This window comes from Lysobacter sp. N42 (assembly GCF_004344885.1).
In genome coordinates, this window is the sequence record NZ_SKFB01000004.1 from 265,454 (window position 1) to 285,627 (window position 20,174).

The 20,174-nt window shown below is 46.6% G+C and carries 18 protein-coding genes and 1 riboswitch; of the genes, 16 read left to right on the forward strand and 2 right to left on the reverse strand.

Features of this window, described 5'->3' with window-relative positions; genetic code table 11:
* The first annotated feature begins 69 nt into the window (after nucleotides 1-69).
* From recG to hemB, 11 genes are all read left to right on the forward strand, one after another.
* Complete coding sequence (gene recG, locus EYQ95_RS10485) at nucleotides 70-2,151, forward strand: ATP-dependent DNA helicase RecG (protein WP_111915790.1); 2,082 nt, start codon at nucleotides 70-72, stop codon at nucleotides 2,149-2,151.
* Nucleotides 2,152-2,230: 79 nt separating this feature from the next.
* Nucleotides 2,231-2,983 carry a bifunctional demethylmenaquinone methyltransferase/2-methoxy-6-polyprenyl-1,4-benzoquinol methylase UbiE gene (ubiE, locus tag EYQ95_RS10490; RefSeq protein ID WP_111915789.1) on the forward strand — a complete coding sequence of 251 codons (753 nt, stop codon included), beginning with the start codon at nucleotides 2,231-2,233 and terminating at the stop codon, nucleotides 2,981-2,983.
* 38 nt (nucleotides 2,984-3,021) lie between these two features.
* A complete protein-coding gene (locus tag EYQ95_RS10495) occupies nucleotides 3,022-3,573 on the forward strand; it encodes an SCP2 domain-containing protein (protein WP_165924710.1) in 552 nt (183 codons plus the stop codon).
* Nucleotide 3,574: 1 nt separating this feature from the next.
* Entirely contained in the window at nucleotides 3,575-5,230 is a 1,656-nt protein-coding gene (gene ubiB, locus EYQ95_RS10500) for a ubiquinone biosynthesis regulatory protein kinase UbiB (protein ID WP_111915787.1), read from the forward strand.
* A gap of 18 nt (nucleotides 5,231-5,248) precedes the next feature.
* Nucleotides 5,249-5,476, forward strand: a complete 228-nt coding sequence (tatA, locus tag EYQ95_RS10505) for a twin-arginine translocase TatA/TatE family subunit (protein WP_111915786.1) — start codon at nucleotides 5,249-5,251, stop codon at nucleotides 5,474-5,476.
* Nucleotides 5,477-5,484: 8 nt separating this feature from the next.
* Complete coding sequence (tatB, locus tag EYQ95_RS10510; RefSeq protein WP_111915785.1) at nucleotides 5,485-5,853, forward strand: Sec-independent protein translocase protein TatB; 369 nt, start codon at nucleotides 5,485-5,487, stop codon at nucleotides 5,851-5,853.
* Nucleotides 5,850-6,620, forward strand: a complete 771-nt coding sequence (gene tatC, locus EYQ95_RS10515; protein ID WP_111915784.1) for a twin-arginine translocase subunit TatC — start codon at nucleotides 5,850-5,852, stop codon at nucleotides 6,618-6,620. The genes tatB and tatC overlap by 4 nt, the downstream gene beginning before the upstream one ends.
* Nucleotides 6,617-7,081, forward strand: coding sequence for a hypothetical protein (locus EYQ95_RS10520; RefSeq protein WP_111915783.1), 465 nt, complete (start codon nucleotides 6,617-6,619; stop codon nucleotides 7,079-7,081). Before tatC ends, EYQ95_RS10520 begins: the two co-directional genes overlap by 4 nt.
* The gene (locus tag EYQ95_RS10525) at nucleotides 7,081-7,875 is read left to right on the forward strand and encodes a TatD family hydrolase (RefSeq protein ID WP_111915782.1); all 795 of its coding nucleotides are present in this window, start codon (nucleotides 7,081-7,083) and stop codon (nucleotides 7,873-7,875) included. The genes EYQ95_RS10520 and EYQ95_RS10525 overlap by 1 nt, the downstream gene beginning before the upstream one ends.
* A complete protein-coding gene (locus EYQ95_RS10530) occupies nucleotides 7,872-9,710 on the forward strand; it encodes a diguanylate cyclase (RefSeq protein WP_111915781.1) in 1,839 nt (612 codons plus the stop codon). The genes EYQ95_RS10525 and EYQ95_RS10530 overlap by 4 nt, the downstream gene beginning before the upstream one ends.
* 32 nt (nucleotides 9,711-9,742) lie before the next feature.
* Nucleotides 9,743-10,747, forward strand: coding sequence for a porphobilinogen synthase (gene hemB, locus EYQ95_RS10535; RefSeq protein ID WP_111915780.1), 1,005 nt, complete (start codon nucleotides 9,743-9,745; stop codon nucleotides 10,745-10,747).
* A gap of 4 nt (nucleotides 10,748-10,751) precedes the next feature.
* On the opposite strand, the gene EYQ95_RS10540 is transcribed toward hemB, so the two are convergent.
* Nucleotides 10,752-12,230, reverse strand: a complete 1,479-nt coding sequence (locus EYQ95_RS10540) for a guanosine-5'-triphosphate,3'-diphosphate pyrophosphatase (RefSeq protein ID WP_126266348.1) — start codon at nucleotides 12,228-12,230, stop codon at nucleotides 10,752-10,754.
* Between the two features lie 17 nt (nucleotides 12,231-12,247).
* On the reverse strand, nucleotides 12,248-13,516 hold the full coding sequence (rhlB, locus tag EYQ95_RS10545) for an ATP-dependent RNA helicase RhlB (RefSeq protein ID WP_111915778.1): 1,269 nt from the start codon (nucleotides 13,514-13,516) through the stop codon (nucleotides 12,248-12,250).
* 121 nt (nucleotides 13,517-13,637) lie between these two features.
* On the opposite strand from rhlB, the gene trxA reads away from it, so the two are divergent.
* From trxA to EYQ95_RS10570, 5 genes are all read left to right on the forward strand, one after another.
* Complete coding sequence (gene trxA, locus EYQ95_RS10550; RefSeq protein WP_111915777.1) at nucleotides 13,638-13,964, forward strand: thioredoxin TrxA; 327 nt, start codon at nucleotides 13,638-13,640, stop codon at nucleotides 13,962-13,964.
* A 254-nt stretch (nucleotides 13,965-14,218) separates the two neighbouring features.
* Nucleotides 14,219-15,481: a transcription termination factor Rho gene (rho, locus tag EYQ95_RS10555; protein ID WP_111915776.1), complete on the forward strand. Its 1,263-nt coding sequence runs from the start codon at nucleotides 14,219-14,221 to the stop codon at nucleotides 15,479-15,481.
* Nucleotides 15,482-15,646: 165 nt separating this feature from the next.
* Nucleotides 15,647-17,119 (forward strand): 4-hydroxy-3-polyprenylbenzoate decarboxylase, encoded by a 1,473-nt coding sequence (ubiD, locus tag EYQ95_RS10560; RefSeq protein ID WP_111915775.1) that lies wholly within the window; start codon nucleotides 15,647-15,649, stop codon nucleotides 17,117-17,119.
* Entirely contained in the window at nucleotides 17,112-17,819 is a 708-nt protein-coding gene (gene fre, locus EYQ95_RS10565) for an NAD(P)H-flavin reductase (RefSeq protein WP_111915774.1), read from the forward strand. The genes ubiD and fre overlap by 8 nt, the downstream gene beginning before the upstream one ends.
* Nucleotides 17,820-17,880: 61 nt before the next feature.
* Nucleotides 17,881-17,977, forward strand: a riboswitch (TPP riboswitch).
* Nucleotides 17,978-18,037: 60 nt separating this feature from the next.
* Nucleotides 18,038-20,155 carry a TonB-dependent receptor gene (locus EYQ95_RS10570; RefSeq protein ID WP_111915773.1) on the forward strand — a complete coding sequence of 706 codons (2,118 nt, stop codon included), beginning with the start codon at nucleotides 18,038-18,040 and terminating at the stop codon, nucleotides 20,153-20,155.
* Nucleotides 20,156-20,174: the final 19 nt, after the last annotated feature.

Below are 20,174 nucleotides of genomic sequence, written 5' to 3' on the forward strand. Positions count from 1 at the left end.
CTAGTCTGAAGGTTAAATGGTGAGTATACTGGTTGAAACGTCGAATATAAGTGAAGGAGCGCCGACCTAATGAGCCGTTCAAGCCTGACTGCTATTGACTTAACAACCTTAAAAGGTGTGGGACCAAAGGCAGCAGAAAAATTAGCGAGAATGGGCTTACATAGTGTTCAGGACATGCTGTTTCACTTGCCACTGCGTTATGAAGATCGCACTCAAATTACACCGATAGCTCGGCTGCGTGTGCAAGACTACGCGACTATTGTGGGGGAATCATTGGGTAGCCGTGTGCACTTCGGTCGACGCCGCGCGTTACTCGTTTCAATTTCAGACGGTACAGGTACGCTGACCGTTCGCCTTTTTCAATTCAGCAAACATCAGCAAGAGCTTTATAACAAAGGTGCGTCTATTCAAGTTTATGGTGAGGTTCGACCTGGCCCAACCGGGCCTGAAATGGTGCACCCAGAGCTTAAAGTGTTGCAACTTGGAGAATCACCAGACTTACCTGACGAGCTCACCCCTATTTACCCTACTACTGAAGGGTTTCATCAACTTTCAATACAGCGCCTAGCACACCAAGCACTTGACTACCTGAATGAGAAAAGTTTACCGGAGCTATTACCTGAGTCTTTGCGTGGCGGCTTGCCCGAGCTGTATTCAGCCATTAAGACTCTTCATGGGCCATCTGTTGATGACGATATCGTCGCGCTTATGGAAGGTTATCATCCGGCACAGAAACGGTTAGCACTTGAAGAATTGTTGGCGCATCAATTAGGCATGCTCAAGGTGCGGAGTACGGCGCAACAAGTGCTTGCACCGAAGATAGAGTGCAACAAGCAGCTAATGGAGAAGTTTCTGCAAGGCCTACCTTTTCAGCCTACGGGAGCACAGAAAAGGGTTGTGGCAGAAGTTGAGGCTGATTTAGCAGCGCCATACCCAATGTTAAGGCTTGTGCAGGGGGACGTAGGTTCAGGTAAAACACTCGTAGCCGCTATGGTTGCGCTGCAGGTGATTGAAGCAGGGTATCAAGTGGCTTTAATGGCACCCACAGAGCTATTGGCAGAACAACACTATCGAAGCTTCTCCATGTGGCTTGAACCTTTAGGTATAAAAGTGGGTTGGATTGTGGGTAAGCAAGGTGTGAAAGAACGGAAAATGCAGCTTGAAGCCCTAGAAGCCGGTGAAACTCGAATGGCCGTGGGTACGCACGCGCTATTCCAAGACCAAGTTCATTTTCAGAATCTCGCTTTAGTCATTGTAGATGAGCAGCATAGGTTCGGGGTTCATCAGCGCCTCGCATTAAGAGAGAAGGGGGAACAGCAAGGGCTTCACCCTCATCAAATGGTAATGACCGCAACGCCGATACCCAGAACATTGGCAATGACAGCCTACGCAGACTTAGCAACCTCTATTATCGACGAACTTCCACCGGGGCGAACTCCGGTAACGACAGTCGCTATTCCCGACACGAGAAGAGATGAAGTGATCGCTAGGGTTCACCAAAACGTTAAACATGAAGGTCGGCAAGTGTATTGGGTGTGTACGCTAATCGAGGAGTCTGAAGCGCTGCAATGCCAGGCCGCCGAAGACACCGCAGCGCAAATACAAGAAGCGTTACCCGACCTGAAAATTGGGTTGGTTCATGGTCGTTTAAAGTCGGCAGAAAAAGAGCAAATGATGCAGTCATTTAAAAACGGCGAGCTTGATGTTTTGGTTGCTACTACTGTGATTGAAGTGGGTGTTGACGTTCCAAACGCAAGTTTAATGATCATTGAAAACCCAGAGCGGCTTGGGTTGGCACAGCTCCATCAATTAAGGGGACGAGTCGGACGAGGGTCGGTGGCGTCTCACTGTGTATTGCTCTATAAAAGTCCACTCTCGAGACAGGCTAATGAACGCTTGTCTGTATTGCGAGAGAGTAACGATGGATTTGTTATTGCTGAGCGAGATTTAGAACTGCGCGGCCCGGGAGAGTTGCTTGGGTCTCGACAAACTGGGTTAGTGAATATGAAGGTCGCTGATTTAGAGCGAGATGCCGACATGCTACCAACCATTCAGAAGCTAGCTGTTGATATATTTAATGCTTACCCAGAACAAACAGAGGCACTTATGCAGCGTTGGTTGCCGCAAGGCGAGAAATTCGCACAAGTTTAAAGGGAATGCGTTTGGGCAATCGCCCTGCATAGAGTACACTAGGGCTAGACGAAAACACGATTTAGATTGAGCGGTATCCATGAAAAACGAAGACCAAACCACGCATTTTGGTTACAAAACCGTGAATGCACAAGATAAAGCGAAAATGGTCGCTGGTGTATTTGATTCTGTAGCAGCCAAGTACGACATTATGAACGATGTAATGTCGGCAGGTATTCATCGGTTATGGAAACGGCAAACTATCGACAGTAGCGGTGTTCGCGCGGGTCAAAGAGTTTTAGATCTTGCAGGCGGCACCGGAGACTTAACCGCAAAGTTCTCTAAAATCGTGGGCGCTGAAGGTGAAGTTGTGCTTGCGGATATCAATGACTCCATGTTGAAAGTTGGCCGCGAGAAACTTTACAACCAAGGCGTGGTAGGAAATGTTTCCTTTGTGCAAGCCGATGCCGAACAACTTCCTTTTCCAGACGATTACTTCGACTGTATTACCATTGCGTTTGGTCTCAGAAATGTCACCGAAAAAGAGAATGCATTGCGTTCTATGCTTCGTGTATTGAAACCTGGCGGTCGCTTGTTGGTATTAGAGTTTTCAAAGCCAACTCAAGAGTGGTTGTCGAAGACTTATGATATGTATTCGTTTCATATTTTACCGAAGATGGGCGAGTTCATTGCTAAAGATAAGGACAGCTACCAATACCTCGCTGAGTCTATCCGCATGCACCCAGATCAAGAAACGCTTAAAGGTATGATGGAGTCGGCGGGCTTTTCTCAGGTGTCTTATCAGAATATGACTGGCGGTATTGTGGCATTGCACCGAGGGTTCAAATTTTAATGTTTGGACACGCGCTTCGAGGTGCAGTTGAGCGAGCTTTGAATCATGCGCTGGCGCATGACGATAGCGCGTCGAATAGACTGAAACCATTAAGCCAAAAGGTTGTGCATATCAATGTGGCAGAGCTACCCATGCCGTTCGTATTTCGCTTTATGGAAAGCGAAATTATGATGCTCGGTCCCGACTACGAACATGTTGACGCCAAAGTCACATTTTCGATTTTTGATGCACCATTGCTTATGGACGCCGCTCAAGCTACTGCCGCTATCCAAGCCGGTAAGCTGCAAGTGCAAGGCGACCCAATCTTGTTACAGCAAGCGGCAGACGTATTCGTAAAGCTTGATATCGATTGGGAAGAGCTTTTGTCCAGCGTTATTGGTGATGTTCCGGCTCATTTAATGGCGAAAAAAATAAGAGCTCTACATAAACCAGGACGCTTGCAAGAAGCTCAGGGGCGGGTGCAAGAGTTGCTAGTTGAGGAATTGCAACTGGCTGCAAGCTCTGTAGATTTTGAGTACGTAAAGGCCGACATTCGAGCGATGAACGAGCGTTTAAGTGCGCTTGAGAGTGATTTAAGGAAGTTACAGTAACGTGCGGATATTTCGATTCTATAAAATTCTCAGCGTATTAATGAAGTACGGTGTCGACGAAATGCTACCCAAGGATGTTCTTCCTTGGTGGGCAAGAGTTCTTCGCGGCTGTTTGTTTTGGATGCGTAACAAGCACAAAGACCAGCCTTTAGGTATGCGGTTACGCCTGGCGCTCGAAACCTTGGGTCCGGTTTTCGTAAAACTTGGGCAGATGCTGTCCACGCGACGTGACTTACTTCCGCCAGACATGATTATGGAGCTCTCTAAGCTGCAAGATCGCGTTCCCCCTTTTCCTGGCGAACAAGCCCAGAAAGTGATCGAGAAATCATTAGGCTTTAACTTAGACACGGTGTTTAGCGAATTTGAGGTTGAGCCATTAGCGTCTGCGTCTATTGCGCAGGTGCATGCAGCTAAGCTAGCCGCGACAGAAACTCGGGGCGAGCAGGATGTGGTCATTAAGGTGATTCGTCCGGACATCTTAAACACTATTCATGCCGACATTGAATTGATGATCACCGTTGCTCGTGTGGCGGCACGTGTGTTACCTGATGGAAAGCGCTTAAAGCCGGTTGAAGTAATCAAAGAGTATCGGAAAACACTTCTCGACGAGTTGAATTTAGCAAGGGAGGCGGCAAACGCAATTCAACTACGCCGTAATTTTGTAGACTCGGAAATGCTGTATATCCCTGAAGTATATAGTGACTACAGTCGCGCGAATGTGATGGTGATGGAGCGTATTTCAGGTATTCCTATTAGTGACGTAGAAGCTCTCAAAAAGGCGGGTATTCACCTTAATGTCTTAGCGGAGCGGGGTGTTGAAGTTTTCTTTACCCAGGTGTTCCGTGACAGCTTCTTCCATGCTGATATGCATCCAGGAAATATTTTTGTGGACCCTACGCGACCCGAGTCGCCTCGTTACATCGCCGTCGACTTCGGAATTGTAGGTACGCTTAATCGAGAAGATAAGCGCTACTTAGCAGAGAATTTTATAGCGTTTTTTAATCGTGATTATCGCAGAGTAGCAGAGCTACATGTAGATTCAGGTTGGGTGCCGTCGCATATCAACATCGAAGAGTTTGAATCAGCTATTCGTACTGTGTGTGAGCCTATTTTTGAGAAGCCGCTTGCTGAAATTTCATTTGGTCACGTGTTGGTTAATTTATTTAATACTGCTCGCAGATTCGAAATGGAAGTTCAGCCTCAACTTGTTTTACTTCAGAAAACATTGCTTTACGTTGAGGGCTTAGGCCGCAATTTATATCCTGAATTAGACTTATGGAAAACAGCTAAACCGTTTCTCGAGCGCTGGATGCAAGAACAAATCGGCTGGCGCGCAGTATGGAGAAGTGTGAAAGAGCAGGCTCCGAGGTGGGCGGAAAAGCTTCCGGAAATGCCGATGTTGTTGTATGACACGTTGCATGCTTTGCGCAGTCAGCAGCGCCAGGAGGTTTCTATGCAAGCTCGCCAAGTCGAGTTAATGCAACAAGTGGAAACCAAGCGCTGGTGGACCATGCTTGCGGCTAGTTTAACAGTTGGATCAACGGTAATTTATGCGGCTAATTTAGAGCCATGGATGACCATTACAGCGGCGTCTGTGTCTGTTTTGTGTTGGATTGTTGCGTGGCGTAAGTCGCCCAAGCGCAACCCATTGAGTTAGAACTAAAGGGTGTAAGAAATGGGTATTGGTATTTGGCAATTATTGATTGTACTGCTCATTGTGGTGCTATTGTTTGGTGGTAAAAAATTACGCTCTCTTGGCGGAGATTTGGGTTCAGCGGTTCGTGGCTTTAAAAAAGAAATGAGTGACGAAGAAAAGCAAAAGCTTGAGGATAAAGACGCTGATTTTGAGCAAACGCCTCAGCAAAAGTCTTCGACCGAAGAACAAAAGTCTAAAAACGACTAATTCGCTCCATGTTTGATATTGGCTTCTGGGAATTACTTGTTATTGGCGTAGTCGCTCTGTTGGTGCTAGGGCCGGAGCGGCTGCCTTCTGCTTTGCGTTCAGTGCAACGCACGGTAGCCAGTGTGAAGCAGTTTGGTTCAAAAATGCATGCTGAGTTAAACCATGAGTTGCGTATTAAAGAGCTGCACGACAATCTAAAGAAAATTGAGTCGATGCAAGGTAAAGACCAGATGTCGCCAGAGTTACAACGTTCTTTGGCGGAGCTAGAGTCGGCCGCCGCAAAAGTACAGAACCCCTATCAAGACGGCCAGTGGCAAGATAAGGAAGAAAAAGACGAAAGCAGCAGTGAAGAACGAAAGCCGCGAGGTAACTCATGAGTGGCAGCGGTTCATTGCTTGACCATCTAGTTGAGCTTCGCAAGACACTACTTCGCAGTGTGCTTGTTATTGTTGTTATCTTTCTAGCGCTCGCTTACTTTGCCCGCGACATTTACGAGCTTTTAGCCGCACCGCTTATGGCTGTGCTACCACCCGGTTCAAACATGATTGCTACGGACGTAGCCGCACCTTTTTTCGCGCCTTTTAAATTAACCTTTGTGGTGGCATTCGCGTTAGCCGTCCCTTTTTTATTGCATCAAATATGGCGGTTTATAGCTCCAGGCTTATATCAACATGAGAAGCGCTTGGTTGCGCCGCTGTTGGTGAGTAGTAGCTTGTTATTTTATGCGGGAATTGCGTTTGCCTTTTTCGTTGTACTGCCGCTTGCTTTTGGGTTCTTTACCAAGATGGCTCCGGAAGGCATAACGATTGCCACAGACATATCCAGCTATTTGAATTTCGTACTAAAAATATTCTTTGCGTTCGGGTTCGCGTTTGAAATTCCTATCGCAATCATCTTACTGTGCTGGACAGGAACTGTAACAGCCGCACAGTTGCGCCAAAAACGCCCTTATGTCATTGTTGGGGTGTTTGTAATTGGTATGCTTTTAACCCCTCCAGATGTAATTTCTCAGACCCTATTGGCATTGCCTATGTGGCTATTATTTGAGGTCGGGGTCATCGTTGGCGGAATGTATGGAAAGTCTGCTTCAAAAGAACATAACGAGTCAGGCGAAGAAGAAAAGGCACAACAGGATCAACCATGAAGAAACTTATTATTTTGTTGCTGACATTTGTCGGAGCTTATAGTTTTAATGCGCCAGCTCAGGCGCAGTCTGCCGGCGGTGAAACATTACCAAGCCTTATTGAGAAGCTGCAAACCTGTAAGGGAATAGAAGACTCTTTAGCTCGGTTAGTTTGCTTTGACAATATTGTAGCGGCTTTACCTGCTTCGGAAACTTTGGCGGAAACGCCTGTAAGCGAACAAACGGTAGAAGAGGGTGAAACCAGTGAAGCGTTCCTTGATATCACCGAAATGTGGCAAGACAGCCGCCAAATGTGGCACCTACGTCTAAGAAACGGTGAAGTGTGGCGTCAGCAAGAAAGAGACACAGGCTTCCCATTTGAGGTGGGTCGTCAATATTACCTTCAGAAAGGCATGTTCAATTCGCATTATTTGCGCACTCCGGGTCTGAATCGCAGAGTTCGGGTTGTTCGAGATAACTAATGAGTTGGATTGATTGTGGAGTAAACCTCCATAGCAGTCAGTTTTCCGATAAAAACCAGGTTCTAGCGCAAGCCGAAAGCCTGGGCGTTCATCATTTTGTTCTAATTAGTAGTGATCTTGAGGAAACCCAGCAGGTACTGAGCACTTGCCAGCAATACAACAGCTGTATCGGAACCGCTGGGGTACATCCTCATCAAGCGGATTCGGTAACTTTAGAAGCGCTTGAAAGTTTACGAGAGCTTGCTCAACATCAAGAAATAAGAGCTATTGGTGAATGTGGTCTAGATTATAATCGAAACTTCTCAGAGCCAGCTCAGCAGCGTAGCGTTTTTCACAAGCAAGTCGAAATAGCGTGTGACTTACGGTTGCCCCTGTACCTGCACGAACGAGACGCCATAGACGACCAAATTGCTATTTTGAGCGAATTTGAAGCTCAGTTACCCGCATTGTTTATTCATTGTTTTACCCAAGGTCCTGAAGCTTTAGAGCGGTACATGCGCTTTAACCCTTACATCGGTATTACCGGTTGGGTTTGCGACGAACGACGTGGGGAAAGCCTACAACAAGCATTATCCCAAATACCGCAAAACAGACTGCTACTGGAAACAGACGCGCCATACTTACTGCCCAGAACATTGCGACCTAAGCCGAGAAGTCGTGTGAATTACCCTCATTATTTGCCGCATATTGGGGAAGTGGTTGCGAAGTTGAGAGGACAGGATGAGAAAGAGTTAGCTGCAATAACCTCGCAAAATGCCAAAGACTTGTTTGGTGTTTGGGGGCTGCCTCAATGACGATAAAGCGCTTGCTCTATAGTTTTATTCTGTTTGTTCTTTTCTTTGGTTTTGCGTCATTTAGCGAAGCGCAGGAGCAAGAGCACGGAAACCATGTATTGGTGGATAGTTACTATATCGACGGCAGTGGTAGTAAAACAATTGGCGAGATTATGGGACTTCCTGACTATGTATGGGAGGAAGTACATGGAGAGCATCCTAGTTTCGGTTACGACTTAAATACGTATTGGTTTAAGCTCAGTCTCGACGCTGGTAGTGATACCAGACTTATTCATGTTCGTTATCCGTTGCTTGACGCCTTAGATATATATTTTATCCGGGCAGAGCGCGTCGTTGGCCAGGACATGCTTGGGGATCGTTATCCATTTAATGCGCGCGAAATACCTCACGAAGAGTTTGTGGTGCCCATCCCTGGCAGTCAGGCGGTAACCGTTTATTTTCGGGTGCAGACAGAAAGCTCGGTTACGCTACCACTCTCAATTTGGGAGCAGGACGAATTTCACGCCGCTCAAGGGGTACCTCAACTTTTATACGGTATCTACTTTGGTGTGCTTATTTGCATGGTGGTATATAACCTATTTGGTTATGCCATGACTCGTGAACCGACTTTCCTCAGTTACTCTTTTTACGTTATTTTTGTGGGTTTGATGGTTTCAGCGCTAAGTGGCGCTGGCTTCAGATATATTTGGCCTGAGCTTACTTGGATTCAAGACCGAGCAATTCCATTATTTGGTAGCTTATGTTTTGCATTCGCAGCGCTATTTATCAGTCAATTGCTGGACGTTAAGACATATAGCCGAACCTATTATCGTGGACTCTGGACAACCGGTATTGTGGCACTCCTTATTGGAGCGGCAAGTGTTATTGCAGGGTATGCGTTAACCATTAAATTACTGCTTATTTTCGCAATCGTTGCGTGTGTTTTTATTATTTGGATGGCCCTGTCGATGTGGCGTCGAGGGTTAGTGTATGCGCGAGTTTTCACCTTAGCATGGAGCGCTTTCTTGCTGGCTGTGGTGCTGAACAGCTTAGCTTACTTAGGTGTGTTAGATGCGCAATTTATTCAGCGTTACGCCATTATGGCAGGTTCCGGCATAGAAGTTCTGCTGTTGTCTTGGGTACTTACTTTAAGATACTCAGAAGAGCGCTCACAGAAAATGTCTGCGCAAGAAGAGGCATTGCGACAGGCAGCCGATGCGCAAGAAAGTCAGCGCAAACTTAATGAAGAATTAGAAGAGCACGTAGCCGAACGAACTTTTGAGCTTGAAATGGCACTTCGTGAGCTGCAAGAAGTAAATAACGAACTTGAGCGCAAGAATAGTGAAGATGGTTTAACGGGGTTGTATAACCGCCGTCATTTCGACCGGCAGCTTACAGCCGAGTTTCGAAGAGCTTGGCGCAATAAGGAGTCGGTCGCTTTGATTATGCTCGATATCGACTACTTTAAGCCGGTAAACGACGAGTACGGGCATATGATTGGCGACCAAATTCTAGTGGCTTTGGCAGCACGCTTGAAAAAAGCTGTGAGACGCTCTGGAGACACCGTTTGCCGTTATGGTGGTGAAGAGTTTGCCATTATCTTAGCCAATACGGAAGAATCTGAAGCTCAGCAGGTCGCCTCGAACATTGGCTCCGTGGTGAGAGATGACAAGTTTCAAACCGATGCGGGGGAACTGGCGATTACCGTGAGCATGGGTGTTTGTGTGGCCTCACCAGGGTTGTTCGAGGTGCCTGAGCAATTGTTGCAAGCCGCAGACGAAGCATTATATGGCGCCAAGAATAGAGGGCGCGACCAAACTGTAGTCGCTAGACCAGAAATTAAGATTGACGAGTAATCGTAAATTGCGCGAGAAAAAGAGGTGGTAGTATGAATATTCCTTATGGTGGGTTTCCTTTTCGCAGAATGAGGCGTATGCGCGCGAACGACTTTAGCCGCCGTTTAATGGCAGAGCATTCGATAACTGCCAATGACCTTATTTACCCAGTATTCGTATTGCCCGGAGAGCAGCAGCGCGAAGCAGTAAGTTCAATGCCAGGAGTCGAAAGACTCTCTGTAGACCTGCTGGTAGAAGAGGCGAAATATATCGCTTCATTAGGCGTTCCTATGATGGCTATTTTCCCGGTCACGCCTCAGTCGGTTAAGTCAGAGCTGGCGGAAGAAGCATGGAATCCTAATGGGTTAGCACAGCAAGCTGTAAAAGCATTAAAAGCAGCTGTACCAGAGTTAGGCGTAATGACCGATGTTGCGTTAGACCCTTTCACCATTCATGGCCAAGACGGCATATTAGACGCGTCAGGCTATGTGCAGAATGATGTTACGACAGAGGCGTTGGTTAAGCAGGCGTTGTCGCATGCAGAAGCAGGTGCAGACGTGGTTGCGCCTTCAGATATGATGGATGGCCGTATTGGTGCAATTCGTGAAGCGCTAGAAGAAGCGGGACACGTGAATGTACGAATTATGGCGTATTCCGCAAAGTATGCGTCTCATTACTATGGCCCATTCCGCGACGCAGTGGGCTCTGCCGGTAACTTAAAAGGGGCTGATAAAAAGACTTATCAAATGGACCCTGCCAATAGCAATGAAGCACTTCATGAAATTGCATTGGATTTGGACGAAGGCGCAGACATGGTTATGGTGAAGCCGGGTATGCCATATTTAGACGTAGTTCGCCGCGTAAAAGAAAACTTTGGTGTGCCTACTTTTGCTTATCAAGTAAGTGGTGAGTACGCGATGCATCAAGCTGCCATACAGAATGGCTGGTTAACAGAAGACGCTATTGTCGAGTCTTTGTTGTGCTTTAAGCGCGCGGGGGCAGACGGAATATTAACTTATTTTGCCAAGTGGATGGCTGAACGCTTAGCCCAAAAATAGAACTCTACTCAAAGAGCTCTAAACCACCAAACTGGCTTTGAAAGCGTTCTTCTTCTAACAGAAGGCTTGCTAAATAGCGGTTCTCGTGGAAAAAGCCTTTAGGTAGCTGCACCGACAGTTGGGTGCCTTTTAGGCTTAATTTCACGCTAGGGACTCGGTCGTTATTACGGCGCTGACATAATAAAATAGCTAACCGCAGCAGCCGTGTGAGTAAAGCAAATTGTGGTTCTGCCGGCAACTTGTCGGGGGTGCTGTCTTCATCAATGGTACCGCCGACTCCCTCGAGCACTTCTAATAACGCTTCACGCTCTCGTAATGAGAAGCCCGGCAAATTGGTATTTTTGAGTACATAACGGCTATGACGACCAGCCTTCTTATAACTCATGCTCAAACCAATTTCGTGTAAATAGGCTACAGCTCTTGCTACAGAGGCGACAGTTTCGTCTTGTAGCATTGAGTTATTCAGTTGCTGTTCAAAGTTTTGAAATACCGTTAGTACCCGAATGGTTTGGTTGGCATCAATCTGATAATGCTCTGACAGGCTTTCAAGTGTTCTAAGCTGTACATCATCGTGCTGCAGCTCGGTCAACATTCCATAGATAAGCCCTTCGCGCAGCGCTGCCTCGGTTGCTTCAACACCTTGGAGTTTGAGCTGCTTAAAAATACCGATAAGAATGCAAACGCCAGGTAAGAAAACGAGCACACGATCGGGTTTTAAGCCCGGTACATTTAGCTCATCTAAGTGCTCAAATTGAGCCGCCTCGTGCAACATTTCCTCAAGCCAGTCGAGCTGAAAAACTTCGCTTTGTTGCCGGTGCCTAGCAATGTCTTGTAGCGCTTTAAATGTTCCACTGGCGCCAAGTACACGCAGTTCGCTAGCTTTCTCAAACTGTTGAACATAAGGAGCAACCACGGCTTCTGCAGCAGCTACTGCTTTGTCGATATTGGCTTGCTCAATAACGCCTTCGGGAAAGTAACGCTGTTTCCAAGTTACGCAGCCCATAGGTAAGCTTTTCACCGATTTAGGTATATAGCCTTCGCCAATAGCAAGTTCGGTACTAGCTCCGCCGATATCGCAAACCATTAAGCTATGATTCGTTGCTGTGGTGTGAGCGATACCTTGATAGATAGTTTGTGCTTCTACTTCACCTGGAATGATTTTGATCGGATGCCCAAGCACCTCTTGCATGGTGTCGAGGAAAGGGTCTTGCGGGTCGAGCTGTCGCAATGCCGCCGTACCAACAGCGCTGATGTTCTCGGGAGCAATATCGTTCACGCGATCAGCGAAAATGGCTAAGCAATCTAATGCCCGTTGTTGGGCGTCAGCCGCTAAGTTTCCTTGCTCGTCGAGCCCCTCGGCTAGGCGAATTTTGCGTTTTATTTTAGAGACTATTTGAATAGAGCCCGCTACCACACGCACAACAAGCATGTGAAAACTATTGGAGCCTAAATCGATCGCTGCATAATATTCTTTAGATCGCATAGGCTCCAAACTCTATCCTACCCGTTCTTTCGTGGGCGAGACTGGTTGTTCCGACGGTTGTACTGTTTTCCACTTTGCATTCGACGCTTGTGCGGAATATGAGGCTTCTTAAGGTCGGAAAGCAGTGCGTTAGGGTCGTATTTAGTAACCGGAATAGCATGACCAATGTAGCTTTCGATAGCCGGTAGGTTATATACGTACTCTTCACAGGCTAAGCTAATTGCCTTACCACTCGCGCCTGCTCGTCCTGTTCTACCGATGCGGTGCACGTAATCTTCACAGTCGTCTGGCAAGTCGTAATTGTACACGTGACTTACTGATGGGATATGTAAGCCTCGGGCCGCAACGTCTGTAGCCACCAGCACATCAATTTTACCGCTGGTAAAGTCTTCCAAAATTTTCAGGCGTTTACGTTGTGGCACATCCCCAGTAAGCAAACCTACACGGTGCTTGTCGGCCGCTAACCAATGATAAACTTCGCTACAACCATGCTTAGTATTGGAAAACACAATGGCTTTGTCTGGCCAATCTTCTTCCATTAACGTCAGCAGTAGCTTCATTTTGTCGGGCTTACTTGGATAAAGAAGCTCTTCTTCAATACGCGCACCGGTCATTTGTTCCGGCTCGATTTCAACCGCGGTAGGGTCGTTCATATGCTCGTATGCGAGCTCTTTCACACGGAAAGACAGCGTGGCAGAGAACAATAAGTTCAATCGCTCTGCTGGGGAAGGCATTTTACGCAGCATGTAACGAACATCGTCGATAAAGCCGAGGTCGTACATGCGATCTGCTTCGTCGAGTACCACAACATCAATGTTGTCGAGTTGGTAAACCCCTTGCTTGAAATAATCAATAAGTCGTCCGCATGTTCCTATAAGAACGTCTACACCCTCTTGAAGCTCTGCACGCTGCGCGTCATAACCTTCTCCGCCGTACACTACAGATGCTTTTAGCCCACAAGACTTAGCGATAGTTTCTGCGTCGTTAAAGATCTGAACGGCAAGTTCTCTCGTAGGTGCCATTATAAGGGCGCGAGGATGATTAGAGTCGCTAATGCGCTTGGGACGGGTAATAAGGTGGTTAAAGAGCGCCACAAGAAACGCAATTGTTTTTCCGGTTCCGGTTTGCGCTTGGCCAGCCACATCTTTGCCCTGTAACGCAACAGGCAAGCTCATTGCCTGAATCGGTGTACAGTTCTCAAAGCCGAGATTATTTAGTGCATCCAGTACTTTAGGGTGCAAACCTAGCTCGGCAAACTTGGTTTCTGTTAAATGTTTATTAGTCATAACTAAATTGTATCAGGTTTACGCTTGCATTAGGAAACATAAATGCTTCAATATGCGTACCATAGTGTTCTATAATGTTGTCTTAACTAGACACGCATGCAACTAAATTTGGAGAAGTAACATGAGTGACAAGATTGTTCAGCTAAGCGACGACAGCTTTGAAGCTGACGTAATTAACGCTGACCAACCCGTCTTGGTAGATTTTTGGGCTGAGTGGTGTGGACCATGTAAAATGATCGCGCCTATCTTAGACGAAGTAGCTACAGAGTTTGAAGGTAAGCTTACTGTGGGTAAGCTGAATGTAGACCACAACAATCAGACGCCTCCAAAGTACAACATTCGTGGTATTCCAACGCTATTGTTGTTTAAGAACGGCGAAGTTGTAGGTACGAAAGTTGGCGCTATGTCCAAAACTCAACTTGCAGAATTTATCAACGAAAACATCTAAGTTCGGTTGATTGCCGCTCGTTTCGAAGGTTTTATCTTAAATTTTTGTGACGAGCGGTCAAAAACTGGACGTATTCTAATTTTGGTGTTACTTTTACACGCAAAGCATTTCTAGGGCATCATCCGACTTTCCCGAGGCCCACAGAGCAACAGGATTTCCAATTTTACTAATGAACGTATCTCCGGGCACAAGCTGTGTTCAAGATACCAACTAAACCAAAGAACAACTATCTAAGACCAACCAACCTACTGCCTATGAATCTTACTGAATTAAAAAACAAACCCGTAAACGATCTGGTTGAACTCGCTGCAAGTATGGGCCTAGACAATATGGCTCGCATGCGCAAACAGGACATCATTTTTTCTATATTGAAAGCGCATGCTAAAAGTGGCGAAGATATTTTTGGCGACGGTGTACTGGAAATACTGCAAGATGGCTTTGGCTTCCTACGCTCGGGAGACTCTTCTTACCTAGCAGGGCCTGACGATATTTATGTTTCGCCAAGTCAAATAAGACGATTTAACTTACGCACCGGTGACACCGTTGCGGGCAAAATTAGGCCTCCAAAAGACGGTGAACGCTATTTTGCACTTCTAAAGATCCGCGAAGTTAACTTCGACAAACCTGAAAATTCTCGCAATAAACTTCTTTTCGAAAACCTTACCCCTTTGCATGCCGACGAGCGTATGCGCATGGAGCGTGGTAATGGTTCTACCGAAGACATTACAGCAAGAATTTTAGATTTAGCGTCACCTATTGGTAAAGGGCAGCGTGGCCTAATTGTTGCGCCTCCGAAGGCTGGTAAAACGCTATTACTACAAAATATTGCTCAGTCTATTGCTGCGAACCATCCAGAAGCGAATTTGATGGTATTGCTTATCGACGAGCGTCCGGAAGAAGTTACGGAAATGCAACGCTTGGTAAAAGGTGAAGTTATCGCATCGACGTTCGATGAGCCAGCTAGCCGCCACGTACAAGTTGCAGAAATGGTGATTGAAAAAGCCAAGCGTTTGGTAGAGCACAAGAAAGACGTAGTCATTCTTCTTGACTCGATCACGCGTTTAGCTCGCGCATACAACACGGTTATTCCAAGCTCGGGTAAAGTACTAACGGGTGGTGTTGACGCGAATGCATTGCACAAACCGAAGCGTTTCTTTGGTGCTGCACGTAATGTTGAAGAAGGCGGAAGCTTAACTATCATTGCGACGGCGCTGATTGACACTGGTTCGAAGATGGACGAAGTGATTTACGAGGAATTTAAGGGTACAGGTAATATGGAATTACACCTGAACCGTAAAATTGCTGAGAAGCGTGTTTTCCCTGCAATCGACTTCAACCGCTCAGGCACGCGTCGTGAAGAGCTATTGTCTTCAGCTGAAGAGCTTCAGAAGATGTGGATTCTGCGTAAGATTGTTCATCCAATGGGTGAAATTGAAGCGATGGAATTCCTCATTGATAAGCTGCAAATGACGAAAACGAACGATGAGTTCTTTGAGTCGATGAAGCGTCAAAAGTAGCGTTAATACAGATTCATGAAAGCCGTGCAGCGTAAAGTTGCGCGGCTTTTTTATAACTGTTTGTAGTCATTTTTCCGGAATTGCACGTACTGAATTCACATGCCTGCAATAGGATGTGAAAACCCTTATAATGACGGTATTAGGTTCAATATAGCGAGCAACTGCATGAAATATCGCGACTTGCGCGAATTTATTGCGCAACTAGAAGCGCAAGGCAAGCTGAAAAGAATAAGCCAAGAAGTCGATCCAAACCTGGAAATGACGGAAATTGCAGACCGCACTCTTAAAGCTGGCGGTCCTGCATTACTGTTCGAAAATCCCAAAGGTCATAACACTCCTGTACTTGCGAATTTATTTGGTACTCCTGAACGCGTAGCCATGGGAATGGGCCAAGCCGACGTGCAGGCATTACGCGAAGTTGGAAAGTTACTTGCGTATTTAAAGGAGCCTGAACCGCCTGCAGGCCTCAAAGATGCCGTAAGTAAGCTGCCTTTACTGAAAAAGGTTTTAAGCATGGGGCCGAAGGTGCTTAAGAATGCACCTTGCCAAGAAGTGGTTCTGGAAGGCGATGATGTTGATCTTAACCATATTCCGATTCAGACCTGCTGGCCTGGTGATGTTGCGCCATTGGTTACTTGGGGGTTAACGGTAACTCGCGGTCCACATAAGAAGCGCCAAAACCTTGGTATTTATCGTCAGCAGTTGTTGGCTAAGAATAAGCTAATTATGCGTTGGTTAAGCCACCGTGGTGGCGCCATCGATTTTCAAGAGTTTCAAAAGACAAATCCAGGTGAACGATTTCCTGTCGCTGTGGCTCTCGGTGCTGATCCTGCAACTATTTTGGGTGCTGTCACTCCAGTACCTGACACGCTGTCGGAGTATGCGTTTGCGGGGTTACTGCGAGATGGTAAGACCGAAGTGGTGAAATGCTTGGGTAGTGACCTACAAGTGCCTGCGCATGCCGAATTTGTACTGGAAGGGTATTTAGAGCCTGGTGAGATGGCTCCTGAAGGACCGTATGGAGATCACACGGGTTATTACAACGAAGTAGAGAGTTTCCCGGTATTTACGGTGGAGCGAATAACCCACCGTAAGGATCCGATATACCACAGTACTTATACGGGCAGACCGCCTGACGAACCCGCAATTCTGGGCGTGGCCTTGAATGAGGTATTTGTACCCATTTTGCAAAAGCAATTTCCAGAGATTGTAGACTTCTATTTACCGCCGGAAGGTTGTTCGTACCGTATGGCCGTAGTCACCATGAAAAAGTCTTACCCTGGTCATGCGAAGCGAGTCATGATGGGGGTGTGGTCTTTCTTACGGCAGTTCATGTATACCAAGTTCGTTATTGTTTGTGACGACGACGTCAATGCACGTGACTGGAAAGATGTCATTTGGGCCATGACTACACGGATGGACCCTGCGCGTGACACGACGTTCGTGGAAAATACGCCAATAGACTATTTAGACTTTGCGTCACCTGTTTCAGGCTTAGGTTCTAAAATGGGTATGGACGCCACAAATAAATGGCCTGGTGAAACAGACCGAGAATGGGGCGTACCCATTGAAATGAATCAAGACATCAAAGACAAAGTAGATTTGATGTGGGATGAGTTAGGTATTTTTGATGAGTAATATTGAAACCGTCAGCTGTGCGGTTGAGTCGATTTCGCCGTTAACAGAGAACGTATATCGTATTCTGTTGAAGCCGGAAACGTCCTGTAGGTTTATTGCGGGGCAATATATTTGCGTCAAAATGGGTACGACTGATCTGCGCCCATTTTCTATTGCTTCGTCGCCTAGCGAGAATGAATACATTGAGTTGCACGTAGGCGCAACGCCAGACAACCCTTATGCATGGGAAGTATTAAAGAAAGCGCGAGAAGAGCAAGTACTTACTATCTCTTTGCCGCAAGGGGAAGCTGGTTACCGAGCTAGCAGCAGAGATTTACTGCTAGTCGCAGGAGGAACAGGTTTTTCCTATGCTTGGTCTATAGCGCAAGCTCATCTTGAGACGAGCGAGTCGAGAAAGATTGTTTTTTATTGGGGAGCCAAACAGTTAAGCGACTTGTACGCATACGCTGAGCTTAAAAAGTTGGCTGAGCGCGATGCTCGGTTTGATTTCAGGCCTGTCGTTGAGCAAGCTGAAGCCGATTGGAAAGGGCGCACTGGCTGGGTACACCAAGCTGTGATGAACGATTTTGACACACTGGCCGATTTTGATATTTACATTGCTGGGCGTTTTGAAATGGTAAAAACCGCTCGCGACGACTTTTATCGTAAGGGCTTACCGAACACACAGTTGTTTGGAGACGCTTTATCATTCATTGACTAAGTGTGTTGGAACTGCGGTGGGTTAGCGTTATACTTGCCGCCAGTTGCTCTTGAGAGCAGCAAAGTTACCAAAGGGGTGCCGTAAGGCTGAGATGCGAGAGCGAACTCTTTGTACCTGATCCGGTTAATACTGGCGTAGGGATTGGTAGAAACAATATACCCGTACACCGCATAACCGGGTCTCATCTTTTAGTGGTTAAAAAAGAAGAGATCCAAACCATGTCTAAGAAAAATTTAGTATTTCCTTTAAGTCTAATTGCACTAGCTGTAGCTGGTGTTCACTCCGTTTCCGCTGAAGAAGCTACTGAAGAAGAAACAACCATTGAACGTATCGAAGTGGTTGGCGACTTTCGTGCGCGCGGCATAGAGGACGTACCTGCAAGTGTCTCCGTACTTAACGGAGAGGACATTCAACAACGCCAAGCTGCGCATATTGAAGATATTCTAGCGATGGCAGCCAATGTAAATGTGGCTTCAGGCGCTTCCCGCGGACGCTTTTTCCAAATTCGTGGAATTGGTGAGCGCAGTCAATTTGTAGACCCTATTAATCCTTCGGTAGGTTTGGTTATTGATGGTATCAATTACAGCGGCTTAGGGGCTGCAGGCACTACGTTTGATATCGGACAAGTTGAGGTTTTCCGCGGCCCACAAAGCACTCGGTTTGGGGCTGACGGAATGGCTGGAGTGATTTATTTAAGTAGTACGCCTGCAACAATATATAACGACGGCGTAGTTGATATGGAGTGGGGAGAGTACAACACTTATGGCGCAGGTTTGGCATTCAACCAAACTCTGAGCGACACAGGTGTTGCGCGTTTAAGTGTTTACCAATATGAAAGTGACGGCTTTATGGAGAATGTTTTCTTAGATAGAGAAGACACACAGCATAGAGACGAAACTACGATTCGTTTAAACGCCGAATGGGAATTAAACTCGCAGTGGACCACCAAGCTTACCTTGCATCATTTTGACGTTGATAACGGCTATGATGCGTTCTCGTTGGATTTAAATCGTGAAACTTTATCGGACACTCCCGGTGAAGACACATTAAAAAGCACAGCGGGAAGGTTCTTAGCAGCTTATGCAAGCGAGCAAGGTTATATTGCCGAATTGAGCGGTTCATTTTTAACAGCAGACGAGCTTTATGGCTACGATGAAGACTGGGCTTACGAAGGTATTCGCCCTGGTTGGGAATATAATTCATACGACGAATACGACCGCGCAAGAACTCAGCAAGAGCTTGAGGTTCGTGTGTTGTCGGATGAAGCATGGTTAGCTTCCGGAGTTGAAGTAGACTGGTTGGTAGGTGCTTACTTACAGTCGAGAGAGCAAGAGTTAACGCGTAACTACACCTATTTATCTGGACCTTTTAGTAGTCAATATGACACGCAAAACATAGCCGTTTATGGTGAGTTGAGCGCACAGCTTTCTGAACGTTTACGAGGCACCATCGGTGGACGTTTTGAAAGTTATGACAACGATTACTCAGATAGCCGCAACATTACAGCGTCTCCAGACTCGAATGCTTGGGGTGGAAGGGCTTCTCTAGAGTTCCAATGGACCGACACAACTCAATGGTTTACAACCCTAGCTCGTGGCTTCAAAACAGGTGGGGTAAATGGTGAGGCACTAGGCCGTGTTGAAGATGAAAACCTAACCGAATTCCGTGACTTCTTGGCATCTAAAGCAGAGTACGATCCGGAATACTTAACTTCTCTAGAGTTTGGTTTACGCTACTTTTCTGCGGAGCAAAGCTTGCGTGCTGAATTCGTTGGCTTTTATAGCTGGCGAGACGACATGCAAGTTAACGCTTATGTTGAACGCAGTGCTGTGTTTGTAACCTACCGTGACAATGCATCTTCCGGTGTAAACTATGGTTTAGAGGCAAGTGTTGAGTGGGTTCCTACTGACAAGTTAAGACTTTTTGCGAGTGCAGGGTTGTTGCAAACAGAATTAGATGGTTTGTTGTTGCAAGACGGCACAAATTTAACGGGTCGTGAGCAAGCGCATGCGCCTACCTATCAAGCGCACGCTGGCTTCGACTATGCATTAACCAGCAATATGACTTGGCGCTTTGAAGTCGATGCAAAAGACGCGTTTTACTATTCCAACTCACATGATGAGCGCAGCGATGAGTTCCAGTTGCTGCATACACGTATCGATTACGACTGGGGTAATTGGACTTTTAGCTTATTCGCCCGTAACTTAACAGATGAAACGTATACAACCCGAGGTTTCTATTTCGGGAACGATCCGCGAGACGAATATCAAGCGAAGAATTATGTTCAATATGGCGAGCCGCGTCGCATAGGAATAGGAGCGCGTTTGCACTTTTAGGTGTGAACTCATGGGTAGA